The sequence below is a fragment of the Rhodococcus sp. 4CII genome, from assembly GCF_014256275.1.
Taxonomy (GTDB): domain Bacteria; phylum Actinomycetota; class Actinomycetes; order Mycobacteriales; family Mycobacteriaceae; genus Rhodococcus_F; species Rhodococcus_F wratislaviensis_A.
Genome location: NZ_JACCFE010000002.1, coordinates 6,335,690 through 6,361,566, shown reverse-complemented (window position 1 = coordinate 6,361,566; position 25,877 = coordinate 6,335,690). Strand labels below are relative to the sequence as shown.

Annotated in this window: 26 protein-coding genes; 5 read left to right on the top strand and 21 right to left on the bottom strand. The window is 68.7% G+C overall.

What is annotated here, in order from left to right:
• Window positions 1–24: 24 nt before the first annotated feature.
• The 6 genes from H0B43_RS30225 to H0B43_RS30205 all read right to left on the bottom strand — a co-directional run bounded on the left by H0B43_RS30225 (window position 25) and on the right by H0B43_RS30205 (window position 4,348).
• Window positions 25–1,038: a sulfate/molybdate ABC transporter ATP-binding protein gene (locus H0B43_RS30225; protein WP_185724575.1), complete on the bottom strand. Its 1,014-nt coding sequence runs from the start codon at window positions 1,036–1,038 to the stop codon at window positions 25–27.
• Window positions 1,035–1,841, bottom strand: coding sequence for a sulfate ABC transporter permease subunit CysW (gene cysW / locus H0B43_RS30220; protein ID WP_185724576.1), 807 nt, complete (start codon window positions 1,839–1,841; stop codon window positions 1,035–1,037). The genes H0B43_RS30225 and cysW overlap by 4 nt, the downstream gene beginning before the upstream one ends.
• The gene (cysT, locus tag H0B43_RS30215; protein ID WP_185724577.1) at window positions 1,838–2,725 is read right to left on the bottom strand and encodes a sulfate ABC transporter permease subunit CysT; all 888 of its coding nucleotides are present in this window, start codon (window positions 2,723–2,725) and stop codon (window positions 1,838–1,840) included. The genes cysW and cysT overlap by 4 nt, the downstream gene beginning before the upstream one ends.
• 7 nt (window positions 2,726–2,732) lie before the next feature.
• Window positions 2,733–3,764 carry a sulfate ABC transporter substrate-binding protein gene (locus H0B43_RS30210; RefSeq protein WP_185724578.1) on the bottom strand — a complete coding sequence of 344 codons (1,032 nt, stop codon included), beginning with the start codon at window positions 3,762–3,764 and terminating at the stop codon, window positions 2,733–2,735.
• Window positions 3,765–3,949: 185 nt separating this feature from the next.
• Entirely contained in the window at window positions 3,950–4,039 is a 90-nt protein-coding gene (locus H0B43_RS43270) for an Ms4533A family Cys-rich leader peptide (RefSeq protein WP_317746273.1), read from the bottom strand.
• Window positions 4,040–4,165: 126 nt separating this feature from the next.
• On the bottom strand, window positions 4,166–4,348 hold the full coding sequence (locus tag H0B43_RS30205; protein WP_213015278.1) for a hypothetical protein: 183 nt from the start codon (window positions 4,346–4,348) through the stop codon (window positions 4,166–4,168).
• 86 nt (window positions 4,349–4,434) lie between these two features.
• On the opposite strand from H0B43_RS30205, the gene H0B43_RS30200 reads away from it, so the two are divergent.
• On the top strand, window positions 4,435–6,390 hold the full coding sequence (locus H0B43_RS30200) for a glycoside hydrolase family 15 protein (RefSeq protein WP_185724580.1): 1,956 nt from the start codon (window positions 4,435–4,437) through the stop codon (window positions 6,388–6,390).
• A gap of 33 nt (window positions 6,391–6,423) precedes the next feature.
• Here the strand turns inward: H0B43_RS30200 and H0B43_RS30195 are convergent, their stop codons facing one another.
• Together H0B43_RS30195 and lepA are read right to left on the bottom strand one after the other, a co-directional pair.
• Complete coding sequence (locus tag H0B43_RS30195; RefSeq protein ID WP_185724581.1) at window positions 6,424–7,362, bottom strand: nitronate monooxygenase family protein; 939 nt, start codon at window positions 7,360–7,362, stop codon at window positions 6,424–6,426.
• Window positions 7,363–7,410: 48 nt separating this feature from the next.
• Window positions 7,411–9,303 (bottom strand): translation elongation factor 4, encoded by a 1,893-nt coding sequence (gene lepA, locus H0B43_RS30190; RefSeq protein WP_185724582.1) that lies wholly within the window; start codon window positions 9,301–9,303, stop codon window positions 7,411–7,413.
• 65 nt (window positions 9,304–9,368) lie between these two features.
• Here lepA and H0B43_RS30185 point away from each other — a divergent pair, with 65 nt between their 5' ends.
• The gene (locus H0B43_RS30185; RefSeq protein ID WP_185724583.1) at window positions 9,369–9,932 is read left to right on the top strand and encodes a type II toxin-antitoxin system PemK/MazF family toxin; all 564 of its coding nucleotides are present in this window, start codon (window positions 9,369–9,371) and stop codon (window positions 9,930–9,932) included.
• 4 nt (window positions 9,933–9,936) lie between these two features.
• On the opposite strand, the gene H0B43_RS30180 is transcribed toward H0B43_RS30185, so the two are convergent.
• The 5 genes from H0B43_RS30180 to H0B43_RS30160 all read right to left on the bottom strand — a co-directional run bounded on the left by H0B43_RS30180 (window position 9,937) and on the right by H0B43_RS30160 (window position 15,088).
• Window positions 9,937–10,749: an SGNH/GDSL hydrolase family protein gene (locus tag H0B43_RS30180; RefSeq protein ID WP_185729746.1), complete on the bottom strand. Its 813-nt coding sequence runs from the start codon at window positions 10,747–10,749 to the stop codon at window positions 9,937–9,939.
• A gap of 63 nt (window positions 10,750–10,812) precedes the next feature.
• Window positions 10,813–11,586: an aquaporin gene (locus H0B43_RS30175; protein WP_185724584.1), complete on the bottom strand. Its 774-nt coding sequence runs from the start codon at window positions 11,584–11,586 to the stop codon at window positions 10,813–10,815.
• Between the two features lie 66 nt (window positions 11,587–11,652).
• Complete coding sequence (locus H0B43_RS30170) at window positions 11,653–12,483, bottom strand: transglutaminase family protein (protein ID WP_185724585.1); 831 nt, start codon at window positions 12,481–12,483, stop codon at window positions 11,653–11,655.
• Window positions 12,484–12,491: 8 nt separating this feature from the next.
• Complete coding sequence (locus H0B43_RS30165; RefSeq protein ID WP_185724586.1) at window positions 12,492–13,463, bottom strand: alpha-E domain-containing protein; 972 nt, start codon at window positions 13,461–13,463, stop codon at window positions 12,492–12,494.
• Complete coding sequence (locus H0B43_RS30160) at window positions 13,463–15,088, bottom strand: circularly permuted type 2 ATP-grasp protein (protein ID WP_185724587.1); 1,626 nt, start codon at window positions 15,086–15,088, stop codon at window positions 13,463–13,465. Before H0B43_RS30160 ends, H0B43_RS30165 begins: the two co-directional genes overlap by 1 nt.
• A 306-nt stretch (window positions 15,089–15,394) precedes the next feature.
• Here H0B43_RS30160 and rpsT point away from each other — a divergent pair, with 306 nt between their 5' ends.
• Window positions 15,395–15,655: a 30S ribosomal protein S20 gene (gene rpsT / locus H0B43_RS30155; protein WP_012688238.1), complete on the top strand. Its 261-nt coding sequence runs from the start codon at window positions 15,395–15,397 to the stop codon at window positions 15,653–15,655.
• 83 nt (window positions 15,656–15,738) lie between these two features.
• On the opposite strand, the gene holA is transcribed toward rpsT, so the two are convergent.
• Entirely contained in the window at window positions 15,739–16,716 is a 978-nt protein-coding gene (gene holA, locus H0B43_RS30150) for a DNA polymerase III subunit delta (protein ID WP_185724588.1), read from the bottom strand.
• Window positions 16,717–16,818: 102 nt separating this feature from the next.
• On the opposite strand from holA, the gene H0B43_RS30145 reads away from it, so the two are divergent.
• Entirely contained in the window at window positions 16,819–17,538 is a 720-nt protein-coding gene (locus H0B43_RS30145) for a hypothetical protein (protein WP_185724589.1), read from the top strand.
• Here the strand turns inward: H0B43_RS30145 and H0B43_RS30140 are convergent.
• On the bottom strand, window positions 17,531–18,640 hold the full coding sequence (locus H0B43_RS30140; RefSeq protein ID WP_185724590.1) for a glutamate--cysteine ligase: 1,110 nt from the start codon (window positions 18,638–18,640) through the stop codon (window positions 17,531–17,533). The genes H0B43_RS30145 and H0B43_RS30140 overlap by 8 nt on opposite strands.
• 51 nt (window positions 18,641–18,691) lie before the next feature.
• Window positions 18,692–20,242 carry a carboxylesterase/lipase family protein gene (locus tag H0B43_RS30135; RefSeq protein ID WP_185724591.1) on the bottom strand — a complete coding sequence of 517 codons (1,551 nt, stop codon included), beginning with the start codon at window positions 20,240–20,242 and terminating at the stop codon, window positions 18,692–18,694.
• Window positions 20,243–20,376: 134 nt separating this feature from the next.
• Between H0B43_RS30135 and H0B43_RS30130 the strand changes: the two genes are divergently transcribed.
• Window positions 20,377–21,105 (top strand): GAF and ANTAR domain-containing protein, encoded by a 729-nt coding sequence (locus tag H0B43_RS30130; RefSeq protein WP_185724592.1) that lies wholly within the window; start codon window positions 20,377–20,379, stop codon window positions 21,103–21,105.
• 7 nt (window positions 21,106–21,112) lie between these two features.
• Here H0B43_RS30130 and H0B43_RS30125 read toward each other — a convergent pair whose 3' ends face one another.
• From H0B43_RS30125 to H0B43_RS30105, 5 genes are all read right to left on the bottom strand, one after another.
• Window positions 21,113–21,283, bottom strand: a complete 171-nt coding sequence (locus tag H0B43_RS30125) for a hypothetical protein (protein WP_185724593.1) — start codon at window positions 21,281–21,283, stop codon at window positions 21,113–21,115.
• Between the two features lie 220 nt (window positions 21,284–21,503).
• Window positions 21,504–22,469, bottom strand: a complete 966-nt coding sequence (locus tag H0B43_RS30120) for a TIGR03557 family F420-dependent LLM class oxidoreductase (protein WP_185724594.1) — start codon at window positions 22,467–22,469, stop codon at window positions 21,504–21,506.
• Window positions 22,470–22,520: 51 nt separating this feature from the next.
• Window positions 22,521–24,080 carry a ComEC/Rec2 family competence protein gene (locus tag H0B43_RS30115; protein ID WP_185724595.1) on the bottom strand — a complete coding sequence of 520 codons (1,560 nt, stop codon included), beginning with the start codon at window positions 24,078–24,080 and terminating at the stop codon, window positions 22,521–22,523.
• The gene (locus H0B43_RS30110; protein ID WP_185724596.1) at window positions 24,080–24,940 is read right to left on the bottom strand and encodes a ComEA family DNA-binding protein; all 861 of its coding nucleotides are present in this window, start codon (window positions 24,938–24,940) and stop codon (window positions 24,080–24,082) included. The genes H0B43_RS30115 and H0B43_RS30110 overlap by 1 nt, the downstream gene beginning before the upstream one ends.
• 69 nt (window positions 24,941–25,009) lie before the next feature.
• Window positions 25,010–25,876 carry a DegV family protein gene (locus H0B43_RS30105; RefSeq protein WP_185724597.1) on the bottom strand — a complete coding sequence of 289 codons (867 nt, stop codon included), beginning with the start codon at window positions 25,874–25,876 and terminating at the stop codon, window positions 25,010–25,012.
• Between the last annotated feature and the right edge of the window lies 1 nt (window position 25,877).

The following is a 25,877-nucleotide window of genomic DNA, read 5'->3' as shown; positions in this document are numbered from 1 at the left end:
GTCGCCTCCTACCTCACTCGGAAATTACAGGGATACCGGAACTTCGGCCTCCGGGAGTTCGGGGACCCGCGTCGCCCGGGCGTACACGGTCTCGCCTTCCTGCAGGCCCAGCGCGGCGCTGTCGCCGCGCGTCACCTGCGCGGAGAAGGGTTCGCCGGTGGCCTCGTTGCGCAGGTCCACCCGCACCTCGAAACCCAGATGCACCACCCGCTCGACCGTCGCCCGCGTGACGCCCAGCGATTCGGCCGTCCCCGACTGCTGCGCGAGGGCCATGTCGGGGTCGCGGCCGAGGCGGATGTCGTGCGGGCGGACCAGTTGCCCGTTGAGCTTGGCAACCGACCCGAGGAACGACATCACGAAATCGTTGTCGGGCCGGTCGTAGAGGTCTTCCGGTTGACCGATCTGCTCGATGCGGCCCTTGTTGAGAACCGCGATGCGGTCGGCGACGTCGAGCGCCTCCTCCTGGTCGTGGGTTACGAGCACGGTGGTCACGTGCACCTCGTCGTGCAGCCGGCGCAGCCAGGTGCGCAGGTCGGTGCGGACCTTCGCGTCGAGCGCGCCGAACGGCTCGTCGAGGAGAAGGACCTTCGGGTCCACGGCCAGTGCCCGCGCGAGCGCCATGCGCTGACGCTGACCGCCCGACAGTTGCGCCGGGTAGCGGTGCTGGAATCCGTCGAGGCCGACGATCTCGAGAAGCTCGTTGACCTTCTTGTCGATCTCCGGCTTCGGACGCTTGCGGATCTTCAGACCGAACGCGACGTTGTCGCGCACCGTCATGTGCTTGAACGCCGCGTAGTGCTGGAACACGAACCCGATGTCCCGCTTCTGCGGCGAGATGTTCGTGACGTCGGTCCCGCCGATCACCACGGTTCCGGAGTCGAGGGTTTCCAGGCCGGCGATCGACCGGAGCAGGGTCGACTTGCCGGAACCGCTCGGCCCGAGGAGCGCGGTCAGCGAACCCGAGGGGATGTCGATGGTGACGTCGTCGAGGGCAGCGAAGGACCCGTAGTTCTTCCGGGCGCCGGTCACGGTGATCATGTGGTGCTCCTCTTGCGGTCGAGCAGGGTCATCAGAAGCAGGGTGATCAGCGCGATGCCCATCAGCAGGGTGGCTGCGGAGTACGCACCGAACGTGTTGTGGTCGTCGATGTAGCGCGAATGCACCAGCAGGGTCAGGGTCTGGGAGACGCCGGGGAATCCCGACGACACCATGATCACCGCACCGAACTCGCCCAGCGACCGGGCGACGGTCAGGACCACGCCGTACGTCAGGCCCCAGCGGATGGCGGGCAGGGTGATCAGCCAGAAGGTCTGCCAGCGGCTCGCGCCGAGCGTCGCCGCGGCCTGTTCCTGTTCCTCGCCGATCTCGTGCAGGACGGGCTCCACCTCCCGCACGACGAACGGCAGCGTCACGAACAGGGTGGCGATGACCATGCCGGGCAGCCCGAAGATCACCCTGAATCCCAGCGATTCGAGTCCGCCGAACCAGCCGTTGGCGCCCCACAGCAGGATCAGCGACACACCGACCACGATCGGCGACACGGCGAACGGCAGGTCGACCACCGCCTGCACCAGACCACGTCCGGGAAAGCGGCCCCGCACCAGTGCCAGGGCCGTCACGATCCCGAACACCACGTTGACCGGGACGACGATGGCCACGATCAGCAGGGACAGATTGAGCGCGGAAATCGTGGCGGGCGTGCTGATCGATTCGACGAAGGCGCCGATACCGTTCTCGAACGTGCGGAACAGGATGATGACGATCGGCACCACCAGCAGCCCGAACAGATAGAGCAGCGCGACCGCACGCAGCGTGATCCGGGTCGATCCCGAGAGCTTCATTCCGCCTGCTCCTCACGACGCTGCCCCCGGCTGGCGAAGACCCGGAGGACGAACAACGTCACGAACGCGATGGCCAGGAGGGCCACCGACACGGCCGCCGCAGCGGCCGGCCGATCGATTTCGATCTGCTGTTGAATGTACTGGGAAGCGACCTGAGTCTCTCGGGGAATGTTTCCGCCGATCAGGACGACCGATCCGTATTCACCGATCGCGCGGGCGAACGCGAGCCCGGCGCCGCTGATGACGGCCGGTGTCAGGGTCGGGAGCACCACCCGGCGGAAGATCGTCACATTGTCCGCGCCCAGTGAGGCCGCGGCTTCCTCCACCTCCTTGTCCACCTCGATCAGCACCGGCTGCACCGAGCGGACGACGAACGGCAACGTCACGAATGCCAGGGCCACGATCAGACCGGGCTGCGTGGCGTTGAGATGAATCCCGATCGGGCTCTCCGGGCCGTACAGCGACAGCAGCACGATGCTGGCCACGATCGTCGGCAACGCGAACGGTAGGTCGATCAACGCGTTCACGATCCGCTTCCCGGGGAACTCGTCGCGGACGAGAACCCACGCGATGAGTGTGCCCATGACCACGTTGATCACGGCCACCACCACCGACACCAGCACGGTGACGCGCAGGGATGCCAGCGCCACCGGGGAGGTGATCGCGTCCACGAACCCGCCGATCCCGTCGCCGAACGACGCCACGGTGAGTGCGGCGAGAGGCAGAACCACGATGATGCTCAGCCAGAGCGTCGCGATGCCGATGCCGAGCGGGCCCACCGCACCGGTGACCCGGGCGACCTTCTTGCGAGCGGGCGGAGCGGGCGGAGACGGCACCGTGGTGCCGCGTCCGCCCGCCGTCGTCGTCGTCGGTGTGTTGCTCATGTCGGTCTTACTTGGTGGCGTTGTCGTAGATCACAGCGATCGACCCGGTGTCCTTGGCGAATACCTCGGAGTCGACCTTGGCCCAGCCGCCGAGATCGGCGATGGTCCACAGCTTGGCCGGCGCCGGGAACTTGTCCGCGAACTCCGTGGCCACGGCGGGATCGACCGGCCGGAATCCGGCCTCGGCCCACAGCTTCTGGCCGTCGGTGGTGTACAGGAAGTCCTTGAACGCGTTGGCCTTCGCCAGGTTCTTGCTGTTCGACAGCACCGCTACCGGGTTCTCGATCTTGAACGTGGTCGGCGGGGTCACGTGCTCGACGGGGTCACCGTTGCCCTCGATGAACAGCGCCTCGTTCTCGTAGCTGAGCAGCACGTCACCGGTGCCCTGCAGGAACGCCTCGGACGCCTCGCGGCCCGACTTCGGCTGAATCTTGACGTGGTCGTTGACCAGCGAGTTGATGTAGTCGAGACCGGCGGCCGGGTCCTGGCCGCCGTTGCTCTTCGCCGCGTACGGTGCGAGCAGGTTCCACTTCGCGGATCCGGAGCTGAACGGGTTGGGGGTGACCACCTCGACGCCGGGACGCAGCAGGTCGTCCCAGTCGTGAATGTTCTTCGGGTTGCCGTCGCGCACGATCATGGTGACCACCGAGCCGAACGGAATTCCGTTGTAGGCGTCCTGGTTCCAGCTCTTGTCGACCAATCCGGCGTCGACGAGGCGGGTGATGTCGGGTTCGACGGAGAAGTTGACGAAGTCTGCGTCGGCGCCGTCCTTCACCTTGCGGGACTGGTCGCCGGAAGCGCCGTAGGACGGCTGGAAGGCGACGCCCTTGCCCTCGTCGGTGGAGTTGAACGCGGGGATCAGCTTGTCGAAGCCCGGCTTCGGCACCGCGTACGCGTACAGGTTGATGGTGCCGGCACTGCCGTCGGCACCGGCGGAGTCGCCGCCGACCGTGTCGCTCGCGCCACCGCTGCACGCGGTCAAGGCCACGGCTCCGAGCGTCACGAGGGCCGTGAGAAGACTACGAGAACGGCGTTTCATGGGAGAAACCTTCCTGGGAACTGTCACAGAGGAGTGGTGCGAAAAAAAATTCGATGAAGATGCCGAGCGAGGGAACGCAGAGACGGCCCGAGCGGGCAGTCAGGGGTGCGGACGACGATCGGTGGTGCGAGGCAGGTCGAGCGTGCGTGGCGCCACCCGGGCGCATTCGTGTGCGCGGGGAGAAATCAACAACAGTCGATGTCGGCGACTGCGAGCATGCCGACAGCGATCAACGCCAATTCATGGCGGACCTGATGTACAGCGGCTTCAGACACGCCGTGGACTGTAGCAGAGGCTGAACCAAGTGCTCACATCGAACGGGATTTACCGGCTGAGCAGCCACGCGACGACGACGAGGACGAGCAGCGCGAGCAGCGCGAGTGTGACGCGTGAGCGCGGCATCAGGGTTCCTCCACCTTCGAGACGTCCCGCCTGAGCAGGACGAAGACTGCGGCCAGGCCACGATCGAGCAGCCACGCCAGTCCTCGGCACACCGGCACCGTCACCAGCAGCACGAGAGCGACCTGCGGAACGAACGGGAGCCCGGCGATCCACAGCTCGAAGCCGTCCCACCAACTCGCCATCCGGTCCACCGTGCCACCCTATCGTTCGCCGGCACGTGGTCGGCGCACAGGTGGACGCCGCGACGACGACGGCCGATGATGAGGAGATGGTGTCTCTCGACGCGCACTCGGACGACCAGCCCCGCTCCGCCGCGCATCGCCACCGTCGCGTGTTTCCGCCGATCGACGATTACGCATTCCTGTCGGACTGCGAGACCACCTGCCTGATCGCCCGGAACGGGGCCGTCGAGTGGATGTGCCTCCCCCGGCCCGACTCGCCCAGCATTTTCGGCGCCGTCCTCGACCGCAGCGCCGGCCACTTCCGGATCGCACCGTACGGGCAGAACGTGCCCGCCGCCCGCCGCTACCTGCCGGGCGGACTGATCGTCGAGACGACGTGGCAGACCGAGACGGGGTGGCTCATCGTGCGCGACGCCCTCGTGCTCGGACCGTGGCACAACGTCCAGCAGCGCTCGCGCTCGCACCGCCGCACCCCCACCGACTGGGACGCCGAGCACATCCTGCTGCGGACGGTGAAGTGCGTCAACGGCACCGTGGAACTGGGGATGAGCTGCGAGCCCGCGTTCGACTACCACCGCGGCGACGCGGTGTGGGAGTACACCGGCAAGGTCTACGAGGAAGCCACCGCCACCTGCAAGTCGAGCGGTCCGGGCGACCACCCGACACTCCGGCTGACCAGCAACATGAAGCTCGGGCTGGAAGGGCGCGAGGCCCGCGCCCGGACCCGGATGGTCGAGGACGACACCGTGTTCGTCGCACTGTCCTGGTCGCACCTGCCTGCGCCGCAGACGTACGACGAGGCTGCCGAGAAGATGTGGCAGACGGCGAAGTTCTGGCGGGAATGGATCACGACCGGCCGATTCCCCGACCACAAGTGGCGTGGCTACCTGCAGCGCAGCGCCCTGGCCCTGAAGGGGTTGACGTACGCCCCCACCGGCGCACTGCTCGCCGCGTCGACCACGTCGCTTCCGGAAACCCCCGGTGGCGAACGGAACTGGGACTACCGGTACGCGTGGGTGCGCGATTCGACGTTCGCCCTGTGGGGTCTGTACAGCCTCGGACTCGACCGGGAGGCCAACGATTTCTTCGCGTTCCTCTACGACGTGTCCAGTGCCGACGACGGCAAGTACCGGCCGCTGCAGGTGATGTACGGCGTCGGCGGCGAGCGGACCCTCGTCGAGGAGGAACTGCCGCACCTGTCCGGCTACGACGGCGCGCGTCCGGTCCGGATCGGAAACGGCGCGTACGACCAGGACCAGCACGACATCTGGGGAACGATCCTCGATTCCGTGTACCTGCACGTGCGATCGCGCGAGCGGGTGCCCGAGACGCTGTGGCCGATGCTCAAACGTCAGGTCGAGGAGGCGATCGAGCACTGGCGGCTCCCCGACCGCGGAATCTGGGAGGTGCGTGGTGAGCCGCAGCACTTCACATCGTCGAAGATCATGTGCTGGGTGGCGCTCGACCGGGGCGCGAAACTCGCCGAACAGCAGGGCGAGACGAGTTACGCGGACCGGTGGGCCGAACTCGCCGACGAGATCAAGGCCGACATTCTCGAGCACGGCGTCGACGCACGCGGAGTCCTCACCCAGCGGTACGGCAGCGACGAACTCGACGCCTCACTCCTCCTCGCTCCGCTCCTGCGGTTCCTGCCCGCCGACGACCCGCGCATCCGCACCACCGTGCTCGCCATCGCGGACGAGCTGACCGAGGGCGGGCTGGTGCTGCGCTACCGGGTGGAGACCACGGACGACGGGCTGACGGGCAAGGAGGGCACGTTCACGATCTGTTCGTTCTGGCTCGTGTCGGCGCTGGTGGAGATCGGCGAGGTCGACCGCGCCAAACGCCTGTGCGAGCGGCTCCTCGGGTTCGCCAGCCCCCTCGAGTTGTACGCGGAGGAGATCGATCCCGAGTCGGGGCGGCACCTGGGCAACTTCCCGCAGGCGTTCACCCACCTGGCACTGATCAACGCGGTGGTCCACGTCATCCGCGCCGAGGAGGCGGCAGCGGGCGGCTTCCAACCCGCCCACAACACCGTCTGATCACGCCCCGACCGCCTCTTTCGGCGCCACGGGTTACTCCGCGAAGCGGTGCAGCAACCGCTGCGCGTCGGTGGCGATGCGGCGCACCACGTCACCCGCCGGGCGCTCCGACGTGACGAGGCCTGCCGCCTCCCCGGCGTAAACGACGCCGAGGTCCTGGTTCGCGGGGTCGTACGCGGTGGCGAGTTCCGTGTCGGGCGCATCGGCGCCGTGCCAGCGCGACGTGAACTCGTTGGCGAGGGCCCGTCCGCCCCACCGGGCGGGCCACGGCTGGCTGCGCGCCTGGTCGAACACCGACGTGTACACCGTGTCGGCACTGCCGGCGGCGATCAGCCTGGCGCGGGCGTACTCCGGTCCGATGGTTTCGGGGCTGGCCAGCAGCGCGGTCCCGATCATCGCGCCCTCGGCGCCGGCGGCGAGGACCGCGGCGAGTCCGCGGCCCGCCGCGATCCCGCCCGCGGCCAGCACCGGCAGCGCGGTGGCCTCCAGGACCTCCTGCAGCAGCGGCAACGTCCCGATGCGGCCGGTGTGGCCGCCCGCCTCACCGCCCTGGGCGATGACGACGTCGACGCCCGCCGTCTCCGCGACCCGCAGGTCGTCGATCGTATTCACCTGCGACACCACCAGCGCCCCGACCGCGTGCACCCGCTCCACGTACGGCGCCGGATCGCCGAACGACAGCGACACGACGCGGGGATTCTCGGCCAGCGCGGCGTCGAGCAGAGTGTCGTCGTCATCGAGTGCCCAGGTCATCAACCCGATCCCGAACGCGTCGCCGCCGATGCTCCGCGCGACCGCCGTCTCCTTCGCGACCCACTCCGGGGTGGCGTAGCGGGCCGCGCCGAGCAGTCCGAGCCCGCCCGCCTTCGACACCTCACCGACGAGGGTCCCGCCTGCCCGTCCGCCCATCGGGGCACCGAAGATCGGCACCTCGATTCCCAGTGTTCGGGTGAGCCAGGTTTCGAGGGCCACGGGCAGCACCTACTTTCGATCGGACGTCAGGGCAACAGGATCGAGCGACTACTTCTTCGGCTTGTCCCCGACCGACTCGGACGACAACGCCGCCACGAAGGCCTCCTGCGGAACCTCGACGCGACCGATGGTCTTCATCCGCTTCTTGCCCTCCTTCTGCTTCTCGAGCAACTTGCGCTTACGGCTGATGTCGCCGCCGTAGCACTTGGCGAGCACGTCCTTGCGGATGGCGCGGATGTTCTCGCGAGAGATGATCTTCGACCCGATTGCCGCCTGGATCGGCACCTCGAACTGCTGACGGGGAATGAGCTCGCGCAGCTTCGACGTCATCCGGCCGCCGTACGCGCCGGCCGCGGAGCGGTGCACGATCGACGAGAACGCGTCGACGGCCTCGCCCTGCAGCAGGATGTCCACCTTCACCAGATCTGCCTGCTGCTCGCCCGCCTCCTCGTAGTCGAGGCTGGCGTAGCCCTTGGTCCGCGACTTCAGGGCGTCGAAGAAGTCGAACATGATCTCGCCCATGGGCATCTCGTAGCGCAACTCGACACGGGTCTCGGACAGGTAGTCCATCCCTCCGAGTTCGCCGCGCCGGTTCTGGCAGAGCTCCATGATCGCGCCGATGAATTCGCTGGGCGCGATGACGGTGCACTTCACCATCGGCTCGTACACCTCGCGGATCTTGCCCTCCGGCCAGTACGACGGGTTGGTGACGACGTGCTCGGAGCCGTCCTCCATCACCACCCGGTACACCACGTTCGGCGACGTCGAGATCAGTTCGAGCCCGAACTCGCGCTCGAGCCGGTCCCGGGTGATCTCCATGTGCAGCAGCCCGAGGAATCCGCAGCGGAACCCGAATCCGAGCGCCACCGACGTCTCCGGCTCGTAGGCGAGGGCGGCGTCGTTCAGACGCAACTTGTCGAGGGCGTCGCGCAGCACCGGATAGTCCGAGCCGTCGAGCGGGTAGAGGCCGGAATAGACCATCGGCTTGGGGTCGCGGTAGCCGACGAGGGGTTCCGTCGCGCCGCCCCGCGCGGCGGTGACCGTGTCACCGACCCGCGACTGGCGCACGTCTTTCACACCTGTGATCAGGTAGCCCACCTCGCCGACGCCGAGGCCGATACTGGCCTTCGGTTCGGGCGAGATGATGCCGACCTCGATCAGGTCGTGGGTGGTACCCGTCGACATCATCGTGATCTTCTCGCGGGGCGAGATCCGGCCGTCGACGACCCGGACGTAGGTGACCACGCCGCGGTAGGCGTCGTAGACCGAGTCGAAGATCATGGCACGCGCCGGACCGTCGGGATCGCCGACGGGAGCCGGAATCTGCTTCACGACCTCGTCGAGCAGTTCCTTCACGCCCATGCCCGTCTTGCCGGACACGCGCAGCACGTCCCCCGGCTCGCAGCCGGTGATGTGCGCGATCTCCTCGGCGTAGCGGTCGGGGTCGGCCGCGGGCAGGTCGATCTTGTTGAGCACCGGGATGATGGTGAGGTCCTTCTCCATCGCCAGGTACAGGTTGGCGAGAGTCTGCGCCTCGATGCCCTGCGCGGCGTCCACCAGCAGGATCGCGCCCTCGCACGCCTCGAGCGCACGGGAGACCTCGTACGTGAAGTCGACGTGCCCCGGCGTGTCGATGAGGTGGATGACGTACTCCTCGTCGCCCACCTTCCACGGGAGCCGGACGTTCTGCGCCTTGATCGTGATTCCGCGCTCGCGCTCGATGTCCATGCGGTCGAGGTACTGGGCACGCATCTGCCGCTCCTCGACCACGCCGGTGAGCTGAAGCATGCGGTCGGCCAGCGTCGACTTGCCGTGATCGATGTGCGCGATGATGCAGAAATTCCGGATCCGGGCAGGATCCGTGAACGTCTTGTCGGCGAAGCTGCTGATGGGGGACCCCTTACCTGGACCGGCACCGGCCCGGTTCCGGGCCACTGTCACCTGTCAGGATATCCAAGTCACCGCATTGCGGCTGCTGCGGCATACACGCACTAAGCTCGGCGGCCATGGCGAGCACGTGGAGCAGCATCGGGAAGACGTTGGGCCGACTTGTACGAGACAAGGGCCCCCAGCTTCTGGCGCAGTTACAGAAGTCCGGCGCACTGGACCGCGCGGCCGGTGTCCTCACCGGGTCGGCCGCGACCGCACCGAAGCCCGCCCCGGGGCGTCCGGTCACCGCCGATTCCGCGCCGACGGCTCATCGGGCCCGGAAGATCGAGTACTCCCCCGACCTCGACGGCCGCGCGGATCCGGGCGAGATCGTCTGGACGTGGGTGGCGTACGAGGAGGATCCCAGCCAGGGCAAGGACCGGCCGGTGCTCGTGGTGGGGCGCGACGGCGACACCCTGCTCGGGTTGATGTTGTCGTCGCAGAGCAAGCACGACGGCGACCGGGACTGGATCGCGGTCGGGTCGGGCTCGTGGGACGCGGAGGGCCGTCCGAGCTGGATCCGTCTCGACCGGGTGCTGGATGTGCCGGAGGCGGGGATCCGCCGCGAGGGCGCCGTCATGGACCGCGACAAGTTCGAGGTCGTGGCGACCCGTCTGCGCGCCGATTTCAGCTGGCACTGACGGCTCACCGTCGCAGGTCGTCGGCGACCATCTCGGCGATCGCCGTCATCGCGAGCGCGTTCGGGTGCGCCGGCTCCGCGGGTGACTGCGGCACCATCCCCTCGAACCAGCGCTGTCCCGTCGGCGCGCACGCGTCGTGGCCGCCCTCGACGGCGGCCTTCGCGATGTCGATGTAATGGACTCCGTACCGGGCGGCGGCGTCGACGTAGATCTGGTTGAACCGCTCGAAGTACCGCTCGAGCCAGACCGCGTCGGCGTCGGACACCGGCAGGTTGGGCCGGCATCCACGGTGCCCGACGGAACCGCCGTGCCCGATCACGTACACCTCGGCACGCGGCGCCTTCGCGACGATCGCGGCCACCACGGCGTCGACCTGGGGCGCCATCTTCGCGATCCCCTCGACCGTGAGCTGCTCCGCCCGCGGGTCGTCGCGGCAACCGGCGTCCGCGCCCGGAACGACGGCGACGCAGCGCACCGACACGGGCAGGTGGTTCGAGCCGCCCCCGCCGATGCTCAGCGTCACGACGTCGGTATCCGCCCGGAGCGCATCGATCTGCGGCGGAGCGAAGTGCGTCCCCACGAACTGCGGGGTACTGATCACGTGCGCGGGTGTGGCCGCGGAACAGGTGACGTCGGTGACGGTGGCGGCGCCGATCAGCCGTCCGAGCTTCGCCGGATAGTTCAGGTCCGGCGACCGCAGGCACAGGTCCCGGTGCGCGGACACCTCGATCAGCGGCCCGGCGGCCCGGGAGTCGCCGAGAGCGACGTAATTCGGCCCCCGCCGCGGTGTCTCCTCGGCTGCCGCCGCCGCGGGCATCGCCCCGGTGAGCACGAGCATTGCGCACGCGAGAATGCCGGCACGCATGGATTCGGGCGACGCTCAGCTCTGCAGTCGGTCGTACCGGCCGAACAGCGATCGGTAGGCCAGGGCGCCCACCGCGCCGCCGATCAACGGGAACACGATGAACAGCCACACCTGGGCGAGCGCGCCGTTCTGGTAGGGCGCGACGGCGAGGCTGCGGGCGGGGTTGACGGACGTGTTGTCGATCGGGATCGACGCGAGGTGGATCACGGCGAGGGTGAATCCGATGGAGACGCCCGCCAGGGGGACGTCGGAGATCTGGTCGGTGGAGGCGAGAACCACGAACACCAGCAGCGCGGTGAGGAGGATTTCGATGATCATCGCCGCACCGATGCCGTAGCCGTTCTCGATGACCCCGCCGAGCGGTCCCTTGATCGCCGACGGGCTGTGGGCGCCCCAGCCGTTGGCGCCGAGACCGTCGGCGGCCCTGTTGTAGGACGGCAGACTCTGCGCGATCGCGTAGATCACCACGCCGGCGACGAGGCCACCGACGACCTGGGCGACGACGTACAAGCCGGCCTTCGCGACCGACAACCGGCCGAGCGCGAGGTGCCCGACGGTGACGGCCGGGTTGACGTGGCAGCCCGAGATGGGGCCGATGGCGTAGACGAGGAAGAGGAGAGTCAGTCCGAATGCCAGTGCCACACCGAGGTTCCCGACCTTGGCGCCGGCGAAGACAGCCGTCCCCACCGCCGCGAAGACCAGTACGAACGTACCGATCGCCTCTGCTACGTATTTCTTGAGGTCCGAGATCGGTTCGACTTCTACGTATTCCTGTGCGGTTGGAGACATTGAACCCACCTTCGTCCGTCGAAATGGATCGTTAGTCCTGCTTTCCACAGAGATCTGGGTGGCACTTTACGCCAGACGCGTGATCTCCACGACGACTTCGAGATCAGTTGCCCGGCCTCCGGAGAAGATGCCCTTGAGCGGCGGAACGTCCGCGTAGTCCCGTCCGATGCCCACCGACACGTGCTGTTCGTTGACCGCCACCGCGTTGGTGGGGTCGTATCCCCACCACGCACCGGTCCACGCCTCCACCCAGGCGTGACTCTCGCCGGCCACCGTGTCGTCCACCGCCGCATCGGGTTTCGGGTGCAGATAGCCGGACACGTACCGGCTCGGAATTCCCATGCTGCGCAACAACACCAGCGTCAGGTGCGCGTAGTCCTGGCACACGCCCTGCCGCTCGGCCCACGCGTCGACGGCGGACGTGTGGACGCCCGTCGTCCCCGGGACGTAGTCCATTTCCCGATGCACCCAGTCCGCCGCCGCGACAACGGCTTCGTCGGGAGTGCGGCCCTTGCGCAGGTCCCGGGCGATGCCGTCGAGTTTGCGGCTGCGCGGCACGAACGTGGTGTTGCTCAGCTGTTCGTTGAACCGGTCGGTGAGCGGTGGACTGGCCAGCTCGTCCCAGTCCGCCTTCTCCTCCGGCTCCCAGAACGGTTCGGTCTCAACGACGGACAGCCCGGTGACCTCGAGTTCCTTGTGCGGCGCATGGAGATCGAATGCGGTGACGGCGGTGCCCCAGTAGTCGGTGTAGCGGTACGAGCGCGTGGCGGGCGTCGTCTCTACCCGGTTCAGGATCACCGTCTGTCTGCTGTCACCGCGCGGGGTCAGTCGCGCCTCGTTGTACGAGGACGTGACCGGTGCGTCGTAGGCATACCCGGTGGTGTGCACGACTCTCATACGCCAACTCACAGTTCTCCCTCCACCACGGCGTCGTCGCCGGCGGCCCGTGCATCGGTCCACGCCACCCACGGCGCGGCGTGAAAATATTGCAGCGCGATGGCTTCTCCGAGCTCGCGGCAGGTTTCCTGCAACCCCGCGAGCCGATCCTGGAGATCCTCGAGCAGCACGCCGGGCGGCAGGAACTCGAGTTCACTCCGGGCCCGGCCGAGGAGACGTTGCGCCTCGGCCCGGGGGCCGACGCGGCTGTCGGGCTGGTGGTCGAGTTCGGCCAGGCACAACTCCGCCTGCCGGATGGCGTGGAACACCGACCGCGGGAACAGGCGGTCCAGCAGGATGAACTCGACCACCCGGTTGGCGTCCAGCGCACCGCGGTACGTCCGCAGATACGTGTCGTGGGCTCCCGCGGAACGCAGCACCGTGACCCACGCCGGCGACGACGGGCGGTCGCCGGCACGGGAGAGCAGCATTCGCGCGAGCATGTCGACGCGTTCGATCGAGCGGCCCAGCAGCAGGAAGCGGTACCCGTCGTCGCGGCTCAGGGTCGAGTCGGCCAGACCCGCGAACATCGCCGCACGTTCCTCCACGTACCGGAAGAACTCGTGCGGCCCGAGACGCTTGGCCGCCCGCTCCCGTTCCGCGAGCCCGTTGTACGTGGTGTTGAGGCACTCCCACATCTCGCTGGACGTGACCTCGCGGGCGCCGCGCGCGTTCTCGCGGGCACTGGCGAGGGAATCGATGATCGAGCCCACCTGGTTGCGGCTGAACGCCACCAGTTCGGTCACCGACCGGACGTCGAGCGGGGTGTCGGGCGCGTCGATGCCGAGGACCCGCAGCAGCAACCGCGACGTGCGGTCGGGGTCCACCGAGGCGTCGTCGAGGAGTTGGTGCACGGCGACGTCGAGAATGCGGGCCATGTCGTCGGCCCGCTCCACATACCTGCCGATCCAGTACAGCGATTCCGCGTTCCTCGCCAGCATCAGCAACCACCTCCCTGCCCCTGTTGCTGCTGCTGTTGCTGTTGTTGCTGAAGTTGGGTGGTGCTGAGTTCGGGCCCCTGCTCGGCCTCGGCGGACTGCGCCGGCTCGGCCACGAGTTCCTCGCCGGCGAGTTCCCGCTCCTCGTCCGAGCTTCTGCTCGCCAGCACCCACGTGTCCTTGCTGCCGCCGCCCTGGCTGGAGTTCACCACGAGCGACCCCTCGGGCAGGGCCACCCGGGTGAGCCCGCCCGGCAGCACCCACACGTCGTCGCCGTCGTTGACCGCGAAGGGCCGCAGGTCGACGTGCCGGGGAACCAGTTCGTCCCCGATCTTCGTCGGCACCGTGGACAGCTGGACCACCGGCTGGGCGATCCACCCGCGCGGATCCGCCTTGATCTTCCGCGTGATCGTGTTCAGTTCCTTGGGCGACGCGTCGGGGCCGAAGACGATGCCGTAGCCGCCGGAGCCCTCCACCGGTTTGATCACCAGTTCGTCGACCCGGTCCAGGACCTGTTCGCACTCCTCGTCCAGCCAGCAGCGGAGCGTGTCGACGTTCGCGAGCAACGGCTTCTCCCCGAGGTAGTAGTCGATGATCTGCGGGACATACGTGTAGACGAGTTTGTCGTCGCCGACGCCGTTCCCGACGGCACTCGAGATGACGACGTTGCCCGCGCGCGCCGCGTTGAGGACGCCGGCCACCCCCAGCACGGAGTCCGGCCGGAAGTGCATGGGGTCGAGGTAGTCGTCGTCGATGCGGCGGTAGATGACGTCGACCTGCCGCTCCCCCTCCGTCGTGCGCATGTAGACCATGTTGTCGCGGCAGAAGAGGTCACGGCCCTCGACCAGTTCGACACCCATCTGCCGTGCGAGCAGCGAATGCTCGAAGTACGCGGAGTTCGCGACGCCGGGGGTCAGCACGACGACGGTCGGATCGGCTTCGTTCAGGGCAGCCGACGCGCGCAGCGCCCGCAGCAGGTGCGAGGCGTAGTCGCCGACCGACCGCACGCGGTGCGACATGAACAGGTCGGGGAAGACCCGCGCCATCGTGCGACGATTTTCCATGACGTACGACACCCCGGACGGGGAACGCAGGTTGTCCTCGAGAACGCGGAACACTCCGTTCTCGTCGCGGACGAGGTCGATCCCGGCGACGTGGATCCGCACACCGTTCGGCGGGACGATCCCCGCGGCCTCCCGGTGGAAGTGCTCGCACGACGTGACCAGCCGCTTCGGCAGGACGTGGTCACGCAGGATGCGCTGTTCCCCGTAGACATCGTCAAGGAACAGCTCGAGCGCATGCACGCGCTGTTTGATGCCCTTCTCGAGGCGCGTCCATTCCGCTGCGGCGATGACCCGCGGCACCAGGTCGAGCGGGAAGGGCCGCTCCTGACCGGACAGCGAGAACGTCACACCCTGGTCGATGAACGCCCTGCCCAGGGCGTCGGAGCGGGCGGCGAGGTCGGCTCGGTCCGCCGGCTCGAGCGCTTTGAACACGCCCTTGTACGGCGGGCGGACGGTGCCGTCGCGGTCGAACATCTCGTCGAACGCCAGCCCGTACCGCCCGATGTCGGTGTAACCGTCGAACACGTGGGCGGGTTCTGCCGGCTTGCGCGGCCGGGCAGTCACCCGAGTCCGCGACTGGGTTCCCGATGCCTTCGCACCCGCCGCTGCGCTTCCCCCCGATTTTCGGACGGGGGCTTTCGCGGTTGCCGACGATTTCGCTACTGTTGACGACTTCGATGCTGGGGGCGTCATCCCAGACATGCTGCTACATGCACACCCGTTCAGCAGCACAGCTGCAGGATTTGTCGGCGCGTCCCCGCGCCGGTTTGAGATCGGACACCGATCACTGGTAATCTCGCCTGTCGGTGCATATGTGTGCGCCCAGAGCTTTCTCGACCGTAACCAGCTTAAGACGACAGGATTTTACGCGTGGCCAACATCAAGTCCCAGGTGAAGCGGATCCGTACCAACGAGGCGGCCCGACTCCGTAACCAGTCGGTGAAGTCCTCGCTGCGCACGGCGATCCGCTCGTTCCGCGAGGCTGCGGCGGCCGGTGACAAGGACAAGGCCAACGAGCTCCTCGTCGCCACCAGCCGCAAGCTCGACAAGGCAGCCAGCAAGGGCGTCATTCACGCCAACCAGGCTGCCAACAAGAAGTCTGCTCTCGCGCAGGCTGTCAACAAGATCTGACGGTTCTTCCGTCGTAGGCTCCGACAGCCGCTCGATCCTCGGATCGAGCGGCTGTTGTCGTGTCTGCGTCCGTCGTGTCGCCGTCAGATCTGACGTAACCGGGAGACGCGTCCCACAGCACTCTCCACGGCGTAGTCGGCGTCGGCGGCGGCGCCTTTGACGTCGGCGTTGAGTGCGGCGACCACGCGCAGGGCCTCCCCCACCGAGGTGGGCGTCCACCCCTTCGCGAGGGCCTGCGCCTTCTTGATCTTCCAGGGCGGCATACCCAGTTCCGATGCCATCCGGAACGGGTCTCCCCGCCCGGCCGGAGCCACCCGAGCGATCGAGTGCACCGCATCGGCGAGTGCATCCGCCAGCAGCACGTGCGGCACACCCCGCAGCATCGCCCAGCGCAGCGCCTCGATCGCACCCGCGGTGTCGCCGGCGACGGCCTTGTCCGCGACGTCGAATCCGCTGACCTCGGCCTTGCCCGAGTAGTACCGCTGCACCGCCGCGACGTCGATCTTGCCGCCGGTGTCCGCCGTGAGCTGCGAGCACGCCGCGGCCAATTCCCGCAGATTCGATCCCACCCCTTCGAACACGGTCTGCACCACGTCCGGCGACACCCGGACCCCGAGAGTGCGGAACTCGCCGCGGATGAAGCCGATGATGTCGCCGGACTTCAGTTTGGCGCACGGGTGGACCGCGGCCCCGAGCTTCTCCAACGCCCCGGCCATCGCCTTCGCGCGTCCGCCGCCCGAGTGGAGAACGACGAGAACGACGCCCGGCGGCGGGTCTCCGGCAGCGTCGAGGACCAAGGCCACCGCGTCCTTGCCCGCCTCGGCCGCGGCCTCCAGCACCACCACCCGGTCCTCGGCGAACAGGGAGGGACTGAGCAGTTCGGCGAGTTCCGCCGCCCCCGCATCCCCCGCCCGCAGCCGGTTGACGGGAAGGTCCGCGCCCGCGGCCACGTCGGCCGTCGCGCGGACCCGGCTGATGATCTGCGCGACCGCGCGTTCGACGAGGAACTCCTCGTCACCGAGGACCAGATGGAGCTGTTCGAGCTGAGTTGGAGTGCTCACGCGACGATCGTGCCACGTGGGGCGGACACGTTCGCCGACACCCCGGAACCGACTATCGCCATCGCCGCCCGGACACCGCGTCGGCGGTGGACACTCGATCACATGACCGCGGATATCGGGGTGGACGGCATCGCCCCCGAGGATTACGCGCACACGATCGACCTCGACGACGATCGCGCGGCCGGGCAACGGTACGAGCTCGGTCTGCGGTACACCTGCCGCGGCGGCCTGCTCGTCCGCTGGTCGGTGCAATTGGTGGCCCGCTGCTCCGTGACCGGGCATACCGAGACCGTGTTCGCTCGCGGTCACGGCCCCCTCGAACCCGAGCCGGACGGGTCGGGAAGCAGCGCCGCGAAGCGCACCGACTTCGACGCCGCGTGCGAGTACTTCGAAACGCAGTGGCGGACGCTGCTCGACCTGCCGCGCGGCACGGTGAGACCGGTCACCGATCAGCGGCACCACACCGACGCGCTCACCCGGTACGGGCAGACGTGGCGCAGCGTATCCGGGCGCGAGGTCGCGGACCGGCTCGCGTCGTTCGCCGAGATCACCGTGCTCGCCCTGGCCACCGACCCCGCACTGCAGGTGATGCGACGCGCCGCCGCCCACCACCCCGAACCGGTGATCCTCGCGCTCTACCACCCCGCCCCGCAGCGCATCGACCTCGCCCTCGTCGACACCGCGACCATGGAGGCGTTGAGCGACGACCCGGGACCGCTCCGCGCCGGGCCCGATTCCAGTGCGGGCACCCTGTTCACGGGGCCCCGCTCCGCCGGGCTGCTGCATCCCGGCTACCTCAGCTCCCTACCGGCTCTCAGCTGACCACTTCGCGGGTCAGGAGGCCCACCACCGAGGCCAGGGCGCCACCGCGTTCGAACTCGGCGCGTTGCCGCTCGGCGCCCGTCCCCTCCCGCAGAACGGAGTCGAGTCCCGATTCGAGGAAGGCGCGGTCGCTAGCCCCCAGTCCGGGGGCGATGCACTCGTTCAGCAGTTCCAATTGCCGGCGGATCGGCAACGACCGGTCAGCGGCGGGACTGGTGCATTCACCATCGAGTCCGTCGCGGGCCGCACGCCACAACTGCGCGCGCAGCAGCTCGACACGCAACCACGGGACGGCGACACCCTCCTCCGCCAACCGCAACGCCCACCCGACCAGACCCTTCACGACCACGGCATAGAGGGCCGCATGCGCCGCCGTCATCGCGACGTCCGCGATCCTGACCTCGATGGTCGGTTGCTTGTCGGAGAGCCGGACGTGCCAGTAGATCATTCCGCGATCCATCGCGGCGCCGGTCCCGATCATTGCACCGACGACCGACTCGTACTCGTCCGCGGAATCGAAATGCGGCGGCGGTCCCGCCGACGGCCAGCGCGACCACAGGATGTGCCGCCAACTGTGGTAGCCCGTATCGCGCCCACCGTGGAACGGCGAATTCCCCGTGAGGGCGAGGAGCACCGGGAGCCAACTGCGAACCTGATTGCCCACCCGGACACCGATCTCGCGGCTCGGGATGCCGACGTGCACGTGGCAGCCGCACGTGATCACCGTGTCCACGATCGACCCGAAGTGGCGGGCCATCTCCTCGTACCGCGGGCTCGGGGTGATCGCCGGAGGCACGCTCTCGGCCATCGGCGGCGTTCCGCTCGGCAGCAGCGACAGGTCGCGGCCGGCGGCAGCCTTCGTCAGCCTGCACCGCAAGCTGCGCAACTCCTCGTGCAGTTCCTGTCCGGTGTGGCACACGCCGGTCGCCGTCTCGATCTGGGAGCGGGCGAGCTCACGCTGCAGCCCCCGAATGTCGTGGCCCGCTTCCGCGACCACGTCGGGCCCGGCCGCGGACAGGTGCCCGGATCGGTCGACGAGGAAGAACTCCTCCTCGACCCCGATACTGAGGTCGCGACCCGATTCCGTTGCTGCAGGGCTCATTCAGAAGGTATCCCCCCGTTCGGCCGAGCCGAAACCGGCGGCCCGGCGGACTCAGCTGAAACCGATCACGTCCTCACCCCAAGCCCGGCGAAGTTCGCGGTCCGGGTCCGCGACCACGGCGTCGGATTTGCCGATCAGCAGGGTCGTGCGATCCGCTTCGTCGTACCGGGGCCAGTCGACCTCGGCGTCCGTTCCGTCCGGGGTGCCGTCCACGGCGAAGGACAGCCAGCGCCGCTGGACGTGTTCCGACACGTGCCCGGCGGTTCGATGTCCCCCGAGCTTGAACGTGGGGTCGTGCGGGACGACGCCGAAGTTCCCGAAGACGTACGGCACCTCGGTGCCGTGAGTGGCGCCGATCCGCGCTGCGCGCAGGAACGGAGTGGCGTAGTCGAAGCGATACAGCCACGTCGGTGCGAGGCGGCTGTGCGCCTCCGCGATCCACAGCGTCGGCATCCGGAATGCGGCGTCGCGCGAGATCTCCATGGCCGAACGCTTCTTCGGGTAGCCCGGATACGCCGCCGCCACTTCCTGTTCCTCGTCCGCGGGCAGGTCGGGGTGGTCGGCCGCGATCGCCACGAACATCTGATGGACGGCGTCCGGGGTGATCGGCATCAGCGGCGACTTCATCAGCCGGAACATCGACGCCTCGTCCTTGTTCGTCCCGATCAGCAGGGGAATCCGGTGCGCGAGACCCTTCCGGAATGCCGCCACGGGGTAGTGCGGGACCACGTCCCCGTCGACCGTGGGAGCAACCGCGAGAGTGCCTGGCACTCGGGCGGGCACCTGCTGGACGAGTTCCACGCAGGCCTTCGTCAGCACGTCGACGGGGAGGTCGCGCAGACGTCCCGCGTCGGCCGGTGCGATGTCGAGCAGCTCGAGAAAGGACTCGGCGATGCTCGCGGCGCGGTCGGGGCCGTACACGGACGTGGCGGGTGAACTCTCGGCGATGGCGCGCTGGAACAACCCCTCCGCGCGCGGGGACGTCATCAGGGTGGTGACCGCGCCGCCGCCTGCGGACTCCCCGAACAGCGTCACCTCGTCCGGGTCGCCGCCGAAAACCGCGATGTTGTCGCGGACCCAGGTGAGTGCCGCGATCTGATCGCGCAGGCCGAGGTTCGTGTCGAACGGATGCTGCTCCGTCGAGAACGAGGAGAAGTCCAGGAATCCCAGCGCACCGAGGCGGTAGTTGAACGTCACCACCACGACCTCGCCCCGCTCGACCAGGTGGGTGGGGTCGAACATGCGCTGCCCCGATGACCCGAGGTAGTACGCACCGCCGTGTATCCACACCATCACGGGCCGCGGTCGGTCCGTACTCGTTGCCGGGGCGAACACGTTCAGGGACAGGCAGTCCTCGTCGAGAGTCAGTCCTGGGTCGATGGGCAGTGGCCCGTGCTCGTTCTGCGGTGCGATGGGGCCGAACCGGGTGCAGTCGCGCACGTCGGTGAACGGTTCGGGCGCGCGTGGCGAGCGCAGCCTCCACTCGCCGACCGGTGGCGCGGCGTAGGGAATGCCCTTCCACGACAGAACCCCGCCGAGGCGGGTGCCCCGCAGCGTTCCCTCGGCAACGGTCACGAGTGGGCTCTCGGCGGGCGACACCATGGCGCCATCTTCCGCCCAGGCGACTACTTCCGGCGGCCGATCGCGAATTCTTCCCGGCCGGTCCGGCGACGACCCCCCACTCTGGCAGACTGACATCACAGAGCCGGGCGCAGACCCGGAAGCGGGAGGACAGGATGCGAGAGAGAGTGCCCGATCCGGCGCGCTTCGAGGCCGTCGGCAAGTCGGCCGCGACGTTTGCGGCCCTCGCGGATCTCCTCTACGCCGGTCAGGATTTCGGGCACGTCCATCAGGCCGTCTGCGACGCCGCACCGCGCCTGGTCGAGGGTTGTGCACACGCCAGCCTGATGCTCCGGGAAGGGTCGCGCTACGTGACCGCTGCCGCCAGTGACGAGGTCGCCGCTCGCGTCGACGAGTTCGAGCGCATCGAGAACGAGGGGCCGTGCGTCGACGCCATCGTCAGCGACACCCCCCAGTTCGAGACGGACCTGGCCGCCGGTTCGCAGTGGCCCCGCCTGTCACAGCGGGTTCTGGCCCACACACCGGTGCGCGGGGCCGCCGGATTCCGCCTCGTCATTCTGGGACGCAAGGTCGGAGCGCTCAATCTGTTCTCCGACACCCCGGGAGCCCTGACCACCACTTCCGTCGAGCAGGGCATCATGCTCGCATCGTTCGCGGCGGTGGCCTTGGCGGCCGTGCACGAGCACGTCGAGGCCGAGACGCTGCGCGCCGGCCTCGTCAGCAACCGGGAGATCGGCAAGGCGGTGGGTCTGCTGATGGCCTTCCACAATATTTCCGAGAACCAGGCGATGGAGATTCTCAAAACCACGTCACAGGACATGAACCTCAAACTGGCGACGGTGGCGCAGGAGATCGTTGCTCATCACCACCGCAAGGTGACCTGACCGCAGGTCAGTCGGACTCCGGCGCATCGGGGTTGCCCGCGATCCCCAGCATCGACAGGAGCATGCGGCAGTCGGCGGCGTCGAGCGACAGTGCCGCCACGACGCGCTGCGCTCTCCGCACCTGCACGGCGTCCAGTTCGTCGTCCACATCGAGATCTGTCCGCTCCGATTCCGACATCCCCCTCGCCCTCCAATGCGGGTGCGTTCCACGACCGTTCACCGCTCGATCTGCCACCGGATGGTAGTCGGTGTTTCGGTTTCGCATACCCACATCGGGAATCGAAGTCGAAACGATACAGAACGTGGCCTCTCCCCTCGCGCCGAGCGCTCCGAACAGCATTCTCCAGCCGCGCCGCACCGGGGTGAGGACGACGAAATATACAGCAGCACAGGGAAAGTCACGGCGTCGCCAATGCCCGCAGAGGCTCCTTCAGTTCGTTGGCGAAGAACTCGAAGAATCCGTCCACGTCGGGTCCGGCGTTGATCAACGCCAGACGATCGAACCCGGCGTCCACGAACGTGCCTGCCACGTCGAGGTGCCGCCGGACGTCCGGCCCGCAGGCCATGGCATCCCGGACGTCCTCCGTGCGGATCGAGGACGACGCCGCTTCGAAGTTGATCGGATTCGGCAGCTCGGCCTGCACCTTCCACCCGGTCAACCCGAACCGGAACAGCCGGTGCGCCGATTCGACCGCGGACTGCTCGTCGCGCGCCCACGCGAGCGGCACCTCCCCGTACCGCGGTCCAGTCCCGCCTGCCGCGGTGTAGGCCTTCACCAGATCGGGGTCGGGTTCGGTGGCGAACAGTCCGTCGCCGAGTTCGGCGGCGATACCGACGGCCTCCGTTCCCCCCGCCGCGACCGCGATGGTGGGCGGCACGTCCGGAAGATCGAAGACGCGGGCATCGTCGAGGGTGAGATGCCGTCCTTCGTAGGAGTGGTAGCCGCCCGACCACAGCAGCCGGATGATGTCGATCGCCTCGCGAAGCATCTGGTGCCGGACGGTGACCGACGGCCAACCCCCGCCGACGACGTGCTCGTTCAGGCGTTCCCCCGAGCCGAGCCCCAGTGTGAAGCGACCCTCGCTGAGAACGGCGGTGGTGGCCGCGGCCTGCGCGATGATCGCCGGGTGGTAGCGGACGAACGGGCAGGTGACGCCGGTGGCCAGACCGATCCGGCTGGTACCTGCCGCTGCGGCCGCCAGCATCGACCACACGAACCCCGAGTGGCCGTGGCTGTAGAGCCAGGGGTGGTAGTGATCGCTCACCTCGACGAAGTCGAATCCGGCGCGTTCGGCTTCGACCGCCTGCCGCACGATCTCGCGGGGATCGAATGTCTCGGCCATCAGCTTGAAACCCACCTGCACGGTTCGCCCCTTTCCTCGAGTTCTGCGGAGGTTGCCCGGATTCGACGACACTCACACAAGACGGCCGAGTGACGACGGCCAGATCGGCGCCCACAGCACCAGCGCACCGACGGTGATTCCGACGAGCACCAGCCGGGGCCCGCGACTGCGGAGCGCCACACCGGCAGCGAGCACGGCGCCGAGAACGACAACCGCACCGGCCGGCCCGGAGGGCACCGGAATCGACGCCCCGGGGATCCGCGCACCCCCTTCGGCCACGGTCACGAGCCACCACAGCGGCCAGTGCGTCAGGCGCACCACGACGGCCGCGGCGGGGACGCTGACCGCCGCGATCAGAGCCGCGACCGCCCCGACCACGGTGATCACCCCGACCACGGGGGCGACCAGCACGTTCGCACAGATCGACACCAGGCTCACGGTCCCCGCCATCGCGGCGACGATCGGTGCGGTCACGACGAAGGCGGCGACGGTCACCGCCACCGACTCGGCCACCGCGCGCGGCCATCCGCGGCCCACGAGCCGGTCCACCCATACCGGCGCGATCACGATCAGCGCCGCGGTGGCCGACGCAGAGAGGATGAATCCGAAGTCCACTGCCAACGCCGGTGACCATGTCAGGAGGGCGATGACGCCCGCGGCCAGGGCGGGCATCGCCTGTTTCCGTCGTCCGCTCACCAGCGCCAGCAGTGCGACCGAACCCATCGCTGCGGCGCGCAGCACGCTGGGAGACGGTCTCGCGATCACGACGAAGGCGATCAGGGCCGCGGCGGCGAGCGCCGCGCCGGTGCGGGGACCGATCCCCACCGCTCGCACCAGGAGCAGAACCGCACCCAGCAGGATGCTGACGTTCGCCCCCGACACCGCAGTCAGGTGCGTCAGCCCGGTCGCGGTAAAATCTTCCTTCAGGTCCGGCGGCAGCGCGGACGTATCGCCCACCACCAGCCCCGGCAGGAGTCCGGCTTCGTCCTCGGGCAGAACGGCGGCGGCCGCGGCGAACCGCGCGCGCAGGGCGCCGGCCCACCGCTGATGCGGGGGCGCGAGCCCGACCTCGATGGGCGGCCCCGACACCCGGACGGTGGCCACGCTGAGGTCCCGGTGCCGTGGCGGACTCAACTGTCCACGCAGAACCACCTCCTGTCCCGGTAGCAGTCCGAGCCACCCCTCCGCCGGGGCGAGGACGACCACCGCGCCGCTCGTGGAGATCGTCTCGGTGGCCCGCCGGATCTCGACGACGTCGGCGTGCACGAGCACACGACGTCCGAATCCGGCGATCGGCCGCGGATCCTCGACCGGGGTCACGACCAACGTCACCCACGTCCCGTTCCGCGCGAGTTCGGTCAGCGGGTGCCGTTCCAGGTTCTGTACCCGCCAGGCCACGCCGCCACCGCAGCACGATCCGAACAGCAGGATCGCCACCGCTCCCGCCGTCCACCGCCGTGGCCCGCGCAGAATGTGTCCGGCCGTGAGGAGAATTCCCGTGCCCGACAGTGCGACCACCCAGGTCCACGCCGCCGCGGACCCGCCGAGAATACCGATCACTGTTGCCGCCCAACAAATCCCGGCGAACGGGAGAAGCCGCAGATCCAGGGGCCGGGGTTCACCCTCCGACATCAGAGCGTTACCTGACCGCGCAGCTTCTCGAGCCGCACCGGTCCGATCCCGTCCACCTCCCCCAGTTGGGAAATGTCGGTGAACGTGCCGTTGGTCGTGCGCCACGCGACGATCGCCGCCGCCGTGACCGGACCCACGCCGGGCAGCGCGTCGAGTTCCGTCGCCGTCGCCGTGTTGAGGTTCACGAGCCCACCGGCCGCGGCGATCGCACCGCCCGCCGACGGGGACCCGGTGGAGGTACCGCCCACCGCGCTCGGGGGCGCCTGCGTCGTCGCGGCCCCCACGAGCACCTGGTCGCCGTCCGACAGTCGTTGTGCCAGATTCAATCCGAGGGTGTCGGCGCCGTCGCGTACTCCGCCGGCCGCGGCGAGGGCGTCCGCCACCCGGGAACCCGGCGGAAGCCGGACCAGACCCGCCGCGGTCACCAGACCGACGACACTCACGACGATCTCCTCCGCGGGGGCCGCCGCGGGCGCCGCGCCAGCGGACGGGGTCGTCGAGTCGGCCGCGGCGGCCGTGGACTGCCCGCTTGCGGCTGGCAACGACGGGACGGACTGCGTCTCGGGCCGATCGCTGCGTACTCCCACCACGGTGGCCACCGCGACGACGATTCCGACCACGATCAGTGCGACCGCCCCGGAACGCCCCGGATCGAACCGGGCGTCACGCCACCGGTCGGGTAGCGAGAACACACCCCGGCGGCGTTCGGCCGACCATGTGGTGTCGCCGTCGAATCCGGTTCCGCCGGGCTCGGCGAGCCATTCCGGCGCCGCCGGCGTGGCCGGAACGGGCTCACGTTCCCCCGACGTGAGGAACGCGAGACGGGTCCGGCCTCTCGAGCGTTCTTCCCTGATACCCATGACGCGACAGTAGAGCGGCCCGCCCACGACGATGCCCGGACGACCTGGCTGCGCGAATCGGCCTGTGGATCAGTGCGAAGTTGTGGATGAATCGTGGTTTTCGTGGTGCAGGACGGGCTCGGGGCACAGCACGATGCCGATGGCGCCCACCCCGACGTGGGCTCCGATGACCGAGCTGAAATCGGTGACGACGAGATCGCTGACCTGCGGAATCCGGTCTTTCAGTTGGTGCGCCACCGCTTCCGCGCGCTGCAGGGCGTGCATGTGATGCACAGCGACGGCCGTCCTGTCCAGACCCGCCTGCTCCACCGCGGCGTCCACCATGCGGGCCATGGCCCTCGTCGAGGTCCTCGTCTTCTCCTTGAGCACCAGCCGGCCGTCGACGAGATGCAGAACCGGTTTCATCGCCAGGGCGGTACCGAGCAGCGCCGCGGCGGTGCCGATCCGTCCCCCGCGGCGCAGCTGATCGAGCCGGTCCACGACGATCAGGCAACGTCCACGGCTCGCGACGTCGACCGCCCGCCGGTACACCGCCTCGAGGTCGGCCCCGCGCTGCGCCAGCCGCGCCGCCTCCAGCACCGGGTATCCCAATCCCATTCCGGCGGACTGGGAATCGACGATCCGCACGCGGCCGTCGAACTCCTGCGCCGCCTGGCGGCCGGCCTCCCAGGTGCCGGACAGTTGCCGCGAGATGTGGACGGCGAGGACTCCGGCGCCGTCGCTGAGTTCCAGCGCCGTCGCGTAGGCCTCGGAGAGTTCGCTCGGCGAGGCACCCGACGTGGTGACCCCGGCCAGCTCTTCCGGGACCTCGTCGATGCCCTCCCGGAAATCCTTTCCGCCGCTGAGGACGTGGAGCGGGACCACGTGGATCCCGTACTGCTCGACGAGTTCCGGCAGGATCGATGCCGACGAATCGGTGACGACGACGACGGGCATC